Source organism: Limnospira fusiformis SAG 85.79 (assembly GCF_012516315.1).
Taxonomy (GTDB): Bacteria; Cyanobacteriota; Cyanobacteriia; order Cyanobacteriales; family Microcoleaceae; genus Limnospira; species Limnospira fusiformis.
Window position 1 is genome coordinate 4210369 of record NZ_CP051185.1, and the last position, 12633, is coordinate 4223001.

Genomic DNA, 12633 nt, shown 5'->3' on the forward strand with positions numbered 1-12633 from the left:
TTACAGGCTCAGGATACAGCATACAACAGCAGTCAGGGCATTTTGACAATCACCCAAGGCGAGATTACTCAATCCCCTCAATGCGGTCTTCAACCTCCTGGTATAACTCCCGCAGGCGATCGAGATTTTCTTCGCTAGTTTCCCAATACCCGCGACCATTCACCTCCAGCAGAGTTGTGACCATTTTACGGAAAGAATGGGGGTTAAGATTCATCAGACGTTGCTGCATAGCCTCGTCCTTGATAAAGGTTTCGTTAGTTTCCTCATAAACCCAATTATCCACAGCCCCAGCAGTAGCACTCCATCCCATGGTATTAACCAGACGCTTAGACAACTCTCGCACCCCCTCATAACCATGAGAAAGCATCCCCTCGTACCATTTAGGGTTGAGCATCTTCGTCCGTGCGTCTAGGCGCACAGTTTCCGAGAGAGTCCGAACTTGAGCGTTAGCCGTCGTGGTATCCGCGATATAGGAAGCCGGTTTTTTCCCGTCTTTCCGCAAGCTGGCGATAGTTTTGGTCGGGTCAGAGTCGAAATAGTGGGAAACGTCAGTTAAGCTAATTTCCGAAGAATCCAAGTTTTGGAATGTAGCATCAGCAGTTTTCAGGGAAGCCTCAAAAATCTGACGGTTATCATCCATCATCCCCGGATTATCGGAATTGAACGCAAAAGACTTGCGGTTTAGATACATTTCCTGCAATTCTGCCTCACTTTCCCAGGTGCTATTTTCCACAGCTAAGTTAACGTTAGCTGCATAAGAACCAGAAGCATTGGAGAAAACACGGGTAGCAGCCTGTCGGATGTTGATACCTAGCTCTGCGGCTTGTTGTAGGGCGTGTTTGCGAACAAAGTTCATTTCCAGGGGTTCATCCGCTTCCGCTGCCATTTTAACCGCTTTGTCGAGCAGATTCATTTGGTTGATGAACAGGTCGCGGAACACTCCCGAACAGTTAATCACCACATCAATGCGAGGGCGGCCCAATTCTTCCAGGGGGATTAACTCCAACTTGTTGACCCGACCCAAAGCATCGGGAACCGGTTTGGCTCCAACCATCCACATAACCTGGGCCAAGGATTCCCCGTAGGTTTTGATATTATCAGTTCCCCACAGGACAACCGCGATAGTTTCTGGGTATTGACCCCCATTTTCCATTTTTTGCCGTTCTAGGAGTCGGTCTACCACGATTTGAGCCGATTTAACTGCCGCGACAGTCGGGATAGACTGAGGGTCCAGGGCGTGCATATTCTTCCCAGTGGGGAGAACGTCGGGGTTGCGAATGGGGTCGCCGCCAGGTCCGGGAAGGATATATTCTCCTTCCAAAGCACGGAGCAAGGCTCCCAATTCGTTATCGGCGCAAACCTGTTTCAAGCAAAATTCCAGATACTCAAACAGGGGTTTCATGGGTTCCGGGTCAATCTGGGTATAGCCCAAGTCGTGTAAGGCTTGCAACCAGGGTTCTTTTTTCCCCATGTTAAAGAAGTTGAGTTGCGAGATTTTGGAGACACGGCCTTCTGCGTCGGTTTGTTCTTGAACTAAAGCAGCGATCGCCGCACGGGTAGCATTTGTGATGTGCTGCAATTGGTCAACGTCCGCGAGAATGCCTTGGTTACTGTTGCGGTAGAGTTCCTCAATATCCCGATTAATGCTATTAGCGATAATCCGAGGCAGACTGAGTATCCCTTCTTCTTCCCGGTCTAAGCTGGCAATATTAACCAAAGTAGCGATCGCCTCTTCCGCACTCGGAGCCTTACCAATAACGTGCAACCCACAGGGAAGCAGGCGAGACTCAATTTCCATGAGTTTCTGATAAACCCGTCCCACCACATGATCGCGTTCTTCCTGGGTAAGTTCTGCTGGGTCTTGTTCCGGCAGGGCGATATCCTGATCCAAGTTCACCATACGGGATTTTTCGATAATGGTGCTAACAATTTGCACCCCGCGACCACTATCTTTCAGAGTTTGGTAAGACCCAATCAATTCGTTAAGTTCTTGGAGACCCTTATAGAGTCCCGCATTTTCCGCCGCCGGAGTCAGATAAGAGATAGTTTCCGCATAGCTACGGCGTTTAGCAATAGTCGCCTCACTGGGGTTATTAGCCGCGTAATAGTACAGATTAGGAATAGTCCCAATCAGGTTATCCGGGTAGCATTCCCCAGACATTCCCATCTGTTTTCCCGGCATAAATTCTAGGGAACCATGGGTCCCAAAGTGCAGCACAGCATCTGCGCCCCAAACCTGTTCTAGGTAGGTATAGTAAGCCGCGAAGCCGTGGTGAGGACTCGCCGACCGGGAGAACAGCAAACGCATGGGGTCGCCTTCATAGCCGAAGGTCGGTTGTACCCCGATAAACAGATTTCCGAAGGATTTTCCGTAAACTAACAGATTTTCCCCATCCGTGTTCAGGTGTCCCGGAGGTGGTCCCCAGTTTTCGTGGAGACGTTCCGAGTAGGGGGTGAGTCGTTCATACTGTTCTACCGACATTTTATAGGCGATATTCAGTTCTGGGCTTTGATATTGAGCAGTAGCATCATGGATAACCTGCTGCATTAAAGCGCCCGGAGACTCTGGGATTTCCGGGATATCATAACCGTTATTTTTTAAGGCTTTCATCACCTCATAGATGGAACCGAATACGTCCAAATAGGCGGCGGTTCCGACATTCCCTTTATCCGGCGGGAAACTGAAAATAGTAATCGCGACTTTTTTATCAAGTTTTGGTTTTTTCCGCAGGTTAGCCCATTTGAGCGCCCGCTGACAGATAGCTTCGATGCGGTCTTGGAGGGCGATCGCCTTTCCCGTCGCTCCGTCGCGTCCTGACACAATAATCGGCTCAATAGCCCCATCCAATTCCGGGATAGCAATTTGTAGCGCCACTTGAATAGGATGCAATCCCAATTCACTTTCTTCCCATTCTTCCGTAGTTTGGAATACCAGGGGCAAGGCTACCATATAGGGACGGTTGAGCCGTTTTAGGGAGTCGATCGCTTTCGGGTGGTCTTGGCGAGCCGGACCTCCCACCAATGCGAACCCCGTCAGGGAAACCACGATATCAACCAGAGGTTGAGCCGGAATGCCTTTCGGTGGCGTATCCCAGAAGTAGGTATCTACAGGTTTGGAAAAATCCAGACCTCCCGCAAATACTGCCACCACTCGCGCCCCCATAGCTTCCAGTTCCTGCACCATAGCCACATAATGGGCATCGTCTCCCGTGACTAGGTGGGTGCGTTGCAGCACCAAGCCCACACAGGGCGCTAGGGGGTCCTTGGTGTCCTCTGGGATATCTTCGCGCCCGTTATACCAACTCAGATAATCATTGACATCCTCGAACATTTTGGGAGCCAGGGGATGCCAAATTCCCATATCGGGATACGTCACCGGTTCCGCAAAGTGCAGTTTTTCTTGGCCCTTAAAAACATATTTCTCTGCCAACATGAGCAGGAAGTTTTCCAGGTTTTCTGGAGAACCACCCAGCCAATATTGGAAACTCAGCATAAAGTTCCGCGCGTCCTGAGCCTTATCAATAGGCATATATTTCAGGACTTTGGGGAGGGTTTGCAGAAGTTTCAGCATTCCGTCCTGGAAGGAGGAGCCAGATTTTTCCTTCCGTTTTTTCATGAACTGGGCGATCGCGCTTTTGCTTTGTCCCAGTTGTGCCATGGAGAAGCTGCCCATTTTATTAAGGCGCATTACCTGTGGCATGGAAGGAAACACCACCGCCACATCTAAGCGATCGCGGTATGGGGCTACGGCTTCCACCACTTTATCAGCCAAATCTTCGATAAAGATTAATGAGGCGATGAAAACATTAGCCTCGGCTAGGTCTTTTTTAAGGTTTTCGTAGTTTTCCGGGTCTCGCAGTTCCTCGATCAGATAACCACTGATCTCGATCGCCAAGTTCGGATTTTTTTCATTTATGGCCCGCACTGCTGCTGACAAAGCGCTCTGGTACTGGGCCTCTAGCACAATATAGACGACTTTTAGAAGCGATCGTCCGTTGAGGGAATCCGGTTTAATGTGTCTAACGGTAGGCTTGACGTAGGTAAACATATTTAGTGTTCGTTCCTCGGTGTTCTGCTCTAAAGCTGTCTGGATAGGTAGACTATTGTGGATCAGCGATCGATCCGGTCAACATTTGGCAACGTCCTACATGGGATGCCGTCCCGCTAGGAGACAACCCTGATGACTTCACCATTGAGTATTATTACCATAAAATGAGCCAAAGTGGTTAGTGGAAGCCACTTTTTGACACAATTCGACAAAATTTTGGCCAATATTTGCAACAAAAATTTATAAATTGCCCAGTTAACAGTCTTGATTATATACACAAGTGTTAAATTTTATGATCTAGGATAAAGTTTTCTATATAAAGTTTGACACCTCTTATGACTGTACCAAGAACTATTTGTCTCGGCTTCTTAGCAGTAATTGCGATCGGCACATTCTTCTTATGGATGGATGATACCATTTATCACAGTAGTTTTGGCAATCCTATTACCGCACTATTTCTCGCCACTTCTGCCGTCTGTGTCACGGGTTTATCAGTTGTTGATGTTAGCGAATTTTATTCATTTTGGGGGCATTTTTGTTTAGTTAGCTTAGTGGAAATTGGAGCCTTGGGGTACATGACCGCCAACACCATACTTCTGCTATTAATTGGCAGAAAATTTGGGCTCCGAGATAAATTAGCACTCCAAAAATCTTTGGATACCGCCGGAATCGCTGGAGTCATGCCACTGCTCAGATCTATTATAGCGACTATGGCCTTATTTCAAATTGCCGGAGTTATCTTATTAATGATGGTTTTTCTTCCGGATTATGGCTTAAAAAATAGTCTGTGGCTGGCTATATTTCATAGTGTAAATGGCTTTAATAATGCCGGATTTAGCTTATTGGAAGAGAGCTTAGTTGATTATGTATCCTCTCCCATCGTCAATATAACAATGAGTATTTTAATTATTTTTGGTGGTTTAGGATATCAAGTAATCATGGAACTTTTTTTGTGGATTAAAACTACATTAAATAAAGAACCAATGCGTCGGGATTTTTCTCTACACTTTAAAGTTGTCACCAGTACCACTATAATTCTGCTATTTTCCGGGTTTTTCCTCTTTTTTATCACCGAATTTAATAATCCTCAAACCTTGCAGAGTTTAACCATATTCGGCAAAATGCAAGCCGCCTGGTTTCAATCTGTCACCAGCAGAACCGCTGGATTTAACACCATATCTATAGGAGATATGACATATTCAGGAATTTTGATTACTATGATCCTAATGTTTATTGGTGCTAGTCCAGGAAGTACAGGAGGCGGCTTAAAAACCACTACATCAAGAATATTGGTAAACTGCACCAAGGCAGCCCTACAAGGTCGAGATGAAGTCTTATGTTATCAGCGCAAAATTCCCTCCCCTTTGATTTTAAAAGCCGTCGGAGTTTTGGTCGGTTCCATTACTGTGGTTTGTGTAGCCACATTATTAATTGTGATTATGCAACCAGAATTAGGATTTGGTAGCATCTTTTTTGAAATTGTCTCAGCCTTTGGAACCGTAGGTCTGTCTACTGGCATCACTGGAGATTTTTCGATGCTCAGTAGATTAATTATTATTGCCACCATGTATATTGGTCGGGTGGGAGTATTATTGCTAATGTCTGCGGTTTTGGGTGATCCTCAACCTTCATCAATTGATTATCCAGAAGAAAACCTATTGGTGGGTTAACTATTGATTATCTACCAGGTAAACTCTAGCAATGGTAAAATCAACAGATTATTATCTATTTCATAGGATTGTTAGGACATCATGAATCTTTCATCTCTTAACTTTTTTCGGAATTTACGCGCCGAAAAACAACAATTTGCAGTCATTGGCTTGGGTCGCTTTGGACAGGCTGTTTGTTCGACTCTCAATGCTTCAGGCTATGAAGTTCTCGCCGTTGATAATGACGAAAAAAGGGTCAATGCGGCTTTAACCGATCGCATTGCTACCCATGCTTTACAATTAGACTCAACCGAAATGTCAGCTTTACGAGAGGCGGGAATATTTGAACTAGACACCGTAATTGTCGCCGTGGGGAGTTTCCTCGCCGAAAGTATTACCACCACCCTTAACCTCAAAGAAGCCGGGGTAGCGAATGTCGTGGCTAAGGCTTCCTCAGAAACCCATGTAAAATTGTTAAAAAAAGTGGGTGCGGATCTAGTTGTGTTCCCCGAAAGACAAATGGGACAGGAGTTGGCGCGACTCCTGACTAAGCCTAGACTCGTGGATCAGTTTGAACTAGACCCTGATCATAGTATCGTGGAGATGGTGGTTCCTGATGATTTTGATACTAAAACTATCGCTCAATTAGAACTCCGTAGCAAATACGGTTTGAACCTATTGGCTATACGCACGGAAAATCAAACACTAGAAATCAATCCCCTACCTAACAAACGTTTAAAGAAGGGGACTATTATGGTGGTTTTGGGGTCAAACCAGGATATTAACCGACTTCCGATTTAGGGTAACTATTCCCTACCAGGATTAGACTGAGGAATGATTTTCCCTAAACTCAGATCATCTAAATCAATTCCCTGAGATCCTCGTTGCTCTAATTGATCTAATACACGGGTGAACTGAAACCATACCGAACCCGCCATCATTACGGTGACGGGAACGGATAAGGCGTAAGCTACACGGCTAGAAATGGCAAATATCTGCAAACAGGAAGCGAGGAAAACACAGATCCCTACCGCGCAAGCTAAATAGGGAGCGAGCATCCTAAATCCCCGTAATTGGGCGATCGCACGACTAGATTTATTAATTTTCCAGTCGTTGACCAGTTGCTTGAGGGTCGCCACAAAGGGAACACAGCAGATAATACCAACCCATAAGCCAGCAGCTAACAGAAAATATGGCGGCTCGTACATCATGATCATCCTATCAAAATTGCTGAATATAGCAATCCTAATTGATTTGTTACCCAATAGGCGATCAAGATACCAACCAGATCAGCCACACCAACCAACATCCCAGAACTGATCATAATTGAGAAATTTACAGTCTGGGATGGTTGACCAAATATGCAAAAACCGAAGCCTCAACCGGAGACTTAGGCTTGAGCAGATAGCATCTGTTTTAGCTTTTCTAATTCATTCGCCCAGCGGGGATCTGGCTGAATGGAATCGGGAGTGCTGCTAGAGTTGGCGTTAGCAGAACCTTGTTGATTCCGATTAGATTTTTTCTTCTTACCACCACCACTTTTTGTAGGTGCAGAACTTGGGCTAGAAGTGGGAGACTGGTTAGCAGCAACAACACCAGGCGTAGCCGTAGCTGTAGCCTCTCCACCATCAGAACTACGACCCTCTTCAGACTCTGGCTTGTTTTTCTTACGAGGTTGCGCCCTTTCAATTTTTAGCGCATTTTCCCCGAACATAAAGCCGTTGTACTTCTCAACGATTTGATCGGCTAAATCATCGCTTTGGACGGTGACAAACCCGAAACCGCGACATTTTCCAGTCTTGCGGTCGGTTATCACTTTCGCTGAAATCGTATCGCCTTCCTCTGCAAATACAGCTTGCAATTCTTTGCGATCGAGTTCTTTGGGTAAGTTTCCAACATACAATCTAACGGACATTAGTGATACCTCCAGTAGGAAAAATTTGATATTTGAGTTGAAAAATCTTGTTGAGTTCAGATCACGTTAATAAATCATAATTAAACTCAGCCTTGACTTGACAAAAAAGACCACTTGGTGTTACTTCCAGCCTGAACTCACTGAGTATGATCATTGGCTTCAATATATAAATGAGTTTCCTGGCTGGCTGAGATGAGCAGCCTCAAATATCCAAAAGATTGAGATTGATTTGAACGGTCGAGTGAAATTTGAGTCATGCTTCAAAAATATCTGCTATAGCTGTTCCTATCACTTTTGTCAATATGTTTTAAGTTTAAGGTTTCTATAGCTGCGATCGCAGTAACTAATGTCAAAGTAATTCAACTTCAAACCTGTTAAATGCTTCTTTAAGTTTAGTATGTTTTGGCGAAACAAAATCACAAATTTTATGGAACGACTAACTTGTTTGGCAATCTTTGCAGTCAGATCACTGCCACCACTGATGATCTACATAGACTTTTGCCATTGCTAAGACCACAGCAGCAACAGACCATCTTTCAAGATATCACAGATATCGCCTATATTCACGATGTTAACAAATGTAACATTGTTTGGGACAAAATGCAAACTTGATACATTAGAAATTCTAATGGTAGGTGTATTTAAAGTCTACCGCTAGAAATGATACTCGCTCCCCCAAAAGCCAGTGATCCGGCTAGAATGACTGACCACAAGGGATGTCCGCCATAGATACGGCTACGATCTGCCACATTTTCCAGTTTTTCTATATCAATCCAGGGAGTAGCCCCCCGTCGCCACCATCCAGTTATTTTAACCGAATTACCAATCAAATCAGAGGGATGGATGGATTTTTGCCAGAAGTTGGCCAGGGGTGTCCACTGGGGGATATAGTGGAGGGGAACTATACCGCTGGCGGTTTTTAAGATCAGTTCTTGACCCATGATATTACTAATTCCCGACCGTCCGATTAGCTGACCTTCTATGCAAATGGGTTTACTGTCAATGGGGATACTGTCGGGATTACAATATAGATCGCGGAGATTAGGATTGTGAATGATGGCCGCGGGTTTGATGTCGGGGAAAAATTGATTATTTCTCCAAAATATACCTAAACTGACACCAATGGGAACACAACCCCACAGAATCGCCCGATCCCCATATAACCATTCTAGTTGCCAAATCCCTAGCTTGCCGAAAATTGCCCCTAATAGCCAGATTAGCAACCCGATCGCTAATCCGATCGCTAATCCTAAATAAGGGGCGACTTGCATTAAAAGTTGAGCGCGATCGCCTCGCGAATCAGACAGGGACTTAACTTCAAGGTTTAACTGAGTTTCTATTTGCCAAAATTTGCCATAACTGTTGAGAATCAGTAGGCGATCGCCTAATAGGGGATGAGAATTGCTAATCTGTAACCAGTAGCGATGGGGATTTCTCAGATCCCATGTTAATAGAGATTCAATGTCCCAGCCTTGGTTCAACCCGATCAGTTGACTTGGCGGGGAACTAACCAATATACTACCCAGAGTCATCCCCTGGGTAGGAGCGATCGGGGTTAATAAGTCCAACCCTTCTAATAAAAAGGTAGTATTGTCTAACTGGGGTGTGGTCTGTGAGATACCAATAGCCATTTTTAGCAGCGCCCTGGTCAAACCATTGGGATTTCCGGTTAAATTACAACAGATGCGATCGCTATAATAAACCCGCCGCCTCGAAATCCACAAAGCCGGAAACCGGAGAATCTGATAAACTCCATAAGCCAATACCGAAACCGGGAAAGCTATCACCCGCAGAATGTAGGTCGCTGGTTTTAATATAGATAGGGCTACATCAGGAATTAATGGGGGTTCAGACCTAACTCGCTCAAAACACCATTGCGCGCCGATAGCTGAGTATTGATAAATCAAGTAGGGAATTTGCACTAATAGGGTAATAAACGACATCACCAGAAAATCCCAATTTCCCACACTCGCGATTTCTCGCGCGTAAATGGTAGCTATTTCGTCAGGGGTTAGGGTATCGAGTAAACCCTGGCTAACCACAATTCGCACAAATCTTGGCCAGCATCCTAATGTCATGGCGATCGGGGTAGCGGTTGGTAACACTCGCAGCGCCGGAAATTTCCAATTTCGCGCTTTACAGTAGTTTTGTAGGATGCGATTGGCTTCTGGAGATAATGCTAATAATTTCGTCCGGGGGAGGGTTTCTTGACCGTAACATAATTTCAGCAATCCATCCCATAGCCAGGGGGAGACTATAAATAATAACCCTAAAACCCAGTACAGCCATTGGTTAGGATTGCGGTATAGCCATTGAATGGGTCGCACCACGGGTAGGGATATCAGGATATTATTGGCGTTTCTGAACAGAAATTCCACAATGCGAGGACTTATCCACAGCAGGATAAATACGGTTAGGAATTGTTCGATCCTTAATCGGGTGACTTTCAGTTTCCCTATTTTTCGCCACTTGGTCGCCCTTTCCGCTTCTTTCCATTGATGGGAATGTGAAACTGTCTCAGTTTCCGTCGGGGTGGTCCAGGTTTGCGCTTCCTCTGGGGGACTCTCTGGGAGAGAATTGCTGATTACTTGGGGCTGTTGTTTCTGCGGTTGGTCTGATTTGATCTCAATTGGCGGTTTGTTTAATGGGGGGATGGGTTTTGGTTTTGGTTTGGCTTTAGGGGTGGTTGATTGAACTTTGGGCGGTTGTAAGTTGGGGTCGAAGGGAACAAATCCTGTCGCTACGGTAGGGGGGACTGAGGGGTTAGGCTGGCGACTTTGGAGTTGCTGGAGTTGATTACTAGCCCAAGTTCTGATTTTTTCTGGGGTCTCTAGTGTGAGTGTTTGACATAGAGAAATGGCGCGATCGCTTTGTCCGCTGCGATCGTATGCTTTCACCAAGCCAATTTGGGCTTTGAATCCGACTTTCGTATGGGGTTGAGAGTCGGCGATGGGTTCTAAAAGTGCGATCGCCTGTTGGTATTGTTTCTGTTTAATCGCTGCTAACCCCAACTCTAGGGAATTTAAGTCGGGGTTTAGTTCTTCCTTACTGCGATCGGTAGATGACATCAGCCTATCCTCAATCAGCCTCCCCTTTAGAGTATCCCAATTTACAACATCTGTGGTGGATCAATTCCCTGCTGCTTCAATAACTCTATCAATCGTTCATAGCGTTGACGTTCCTCCTGTAACTCAATTTCCGTCTGTTGCGCTTTCATGCGTTCCTGTTCATAGCGTTGACGTTCCTGTTGTAACTCAAGTTCAGCCTGTTCAGCCCTTTCACGTTCCTGCTGTCGTAACTTATCTAATTCCACTGGTGTTAAAAATTTCTCCCCATCTGGTCGATAAATTTCTAGCCCAGTTTCTGTTAACTCAAACCTAATTTGTAACCGAGGACTAACCCAACCTTTCATGTTTTCAATCGATTCTAGCCAATTTTCTGACCGCAAAAAACCAGTTATCTCTTGTGACTGCGGGTCATATAGATAATATTCGTCTACGCCATAGCGTTGATAAAATAGTAGTTTTTCCGCCATTTTTTTCGATGTATTTCCCGGCGAAAGAATTTCAAATACTACCTGCGGCGCGATATTATCCTCTTCCCATTGTCGATATGAGCCTCTATCCCCCTTGGGACGACCACAAGCTACCATGACATCTGGCGCAGTACGGATTTTATTATTTCCTTCCACTGGATACCACAGTAAATCACCCGCCACAAAGATATTTTCATCCCCAGAAAACAATATTTCCAGGTTTTCTTTGATAATCACAATCCAGCGAAATTGTTGCGTGTTATCAGACATGGGTTGACCGTCACTTTCAGGATAAATAACTGTCGGTTGGGTTTCGGGTATAACTTGTTGTACCATAATCGATTATTCCCATATATTCGCGACTTCCTAAGATTGTAGCATTTTTCGAGATATTAATCAATCTTCCCAAACTTGATGACCGGGGTAGTCAATTATCAGTAAAAAACGTAACATCAATATTGGGATGGTCGGAAAAGAGTCTAGGGATTCTAGTGTTAGATATAGGTGATACTCTGGGATGGGCGATACTACTGCTTAGTCGTTGGGCGATCGCTCATTGATGATACACCCGAAATTATACTCAGGCTGATGAGATCTTGTATTAATGTGGCACTCCCATATTAAAATACTGTCAGCCTAGGGGTTGTTTATCGGATATAAACGGAGATCAACCACCCGGACAAATTTCGGAAAATATCCTTAAATAACCTCAGTTAACCACATTAAACTGATCAAATAAATGATGTCTTGGCAACGTCCCGACGGTAGACAGCCCCACCAACTGCGCCCTGTACAGTTTGAGCTAGATTATACTCAATTTGCGGCTGCCTCAGTCCTAGCAAAATCCGGCAATACCCAAGTGCTTTGTACGGTAACAATTCAACCGGGAGTACCCCGATTTTTGCAGGATACCGGAAAAGGTTGGTTAACCGCAGAATATCGGATGCTTCCGGGGGCGACTCCCCAACGTCAACCCCGGGAATTGATGAAACTCTCAGGTAGAACCCAGGAAATTCAACGCCTGATTGGTCGTAGCTTACGCGCGGCGGTAGATTTACAGGCTATGGGGGAAATAACTGTTACGGTAGATGCTGATGTGTTACAGGCGGACGCAGGAACCCGCACCACCTCGATTACTGGGGGGTTTGTCGCCCTGGCTCATGCTTTTAATAAAATGGTAAAACAGGGACAGTTAAAGCGATCGCCTATTATTCATCAGATCGCCGCCATTTCTGTCGGAATGATGCACGGGGAACCCTTACTTGATCTCAATTACCAGGAAGACGTAGCAGCCGATATCGACTTTAATGTGGTCATGCGCGATGACCTGGGAATTATTGAACTTCAGGGAACAGCAGAAGCAGAAAGTTTGAACCGAAATCAGTTAAACCAAATCTTAGACTATGCCGAAAAAGGCATTACAGAACTCTGTCAATTACAAAGGCAGGTTTTAGGGCTAACTGATTAATTAAATGATTAATCATCA

At 45.2% G+C, this 12633-nt stretch carries 8 protein-coding genes; 3 read left to right on the plus strand and 5 right to left on the minus strand.

The annotated features are described in order from the left end of the window. Positions 1-64: 64 nt before the first annotated feature. On the minus strand, positions 65-4048 hold the full coding sequence (locus HFV01_RS19730) for a magnesium chelatase subunit H (RefSeq protein ID WP_006620922.1): 3984 nt from the start codon (positions 4046-4048) through the stop codon (positions 65-67). Between the two features lie 335 nt (positions 4049-4383). On the opposite strand from HFV01_RS19730, the gene HFV01_RS19735 reads away from it, so the two are divergent. Both HFV01_RS19735 and HFV01_RS19740 read left to right on the plus strand, forming a co-directional pair. Then, a complete protein-coding gene (locus tag HFV01_RS19735) occupies positions 4384-5718 on the plus strand; it encodes a TrkH family potassium uptake protein (protein WP_193520323.1) in 1335 nt (444 codons plus the stop codon). 81 nt (positions 5719-5799) lie between these two features. Continuing rightward, the gene (locus HFV01_RS19740) at positions 5800-6498 is read left to right on the plus strand and encodes a potassium channel family protein (protein ID WP_006668113.1); all 699 of its coding nucleotides are present in this window, start codon (positions 5800-5802) and stop codon (positions 6496-6498) included. Between the two features lie 5 nt (positions 6499-6503). Here the strand turns inward: HFV01_RS19740 and HFV01_RS19745 are convergent, their stop codons facing one another. The 4 genes from HFV01_RS19745 to HFV01_RS19760 all read right to left on the minus strand — a co-directional run bounded on the left by HFV01_RS19745 (position 6504) and on the right by HFV01_RS19760 (position 11483). Further along, positions 6504-6905, minus strand: coding sequence for a hypothetical protein (locus HFV01_RS19745; RefSeq protein ID WP_008049203.1), 402 nt, complete (start codon positions 6903-6905; stop codon positions 6504-6506). Positions 6906-7087: 182 nt separating this feature from the next. Beyond that, positions 7088-7612, minus strand: coding sequence for an RNA recognition motif domain-containing protein (locus tag HFV01_RS19750; RefSeq protein ID WP_006620927.1), 525 nt, complete (start codon positions 7610-7612; stop codon positions 7088-7090). Positions 7613-8253: 641 nt separating this feature from the next. Next, positions 8254-10680 carry a zinc metalloprotease HtpX gene (locus tag HFV01_RS19755; RefSeq protein WP_006620930.1) on the minus strand — a complete coding sequence of 809 codons (2427 nt, stop codon included), beginning with the start codon at positions 10678-10680 and terminating at the stop codon, positions 8254-8256. A 41-nt stretch (positions 10681-10721) separates the two neighbouring features. After that, the gene (locus HFV01_RS19760; protein WP_006620931.1) at positions 10722-11483 is read right to left on the minus strand and encodes a Uma2 family endonuclease; all 762 of its coding nucleotides are present in this window, start codon (positions 11481-11483) and stop codon (positions 10722-10724) included. A gap of 406 nt (positions 11484-11889) precedes the next feature. Here HFV01_RS19760 and rph point away from each other — a divergent pair, with 406 nt between their 5' ends. Then, positions 11890-12615, plus strand: coding sequence for a ribonuclease PH (rph, locus tag HFV01_RS19765; protein ID WP_008054590.1), 726 nt, complete (start codon positions 11890-11892; stop codon positions 12613-12615). Positions 12616-12633 lie beyond the last annotated feature (18 nt).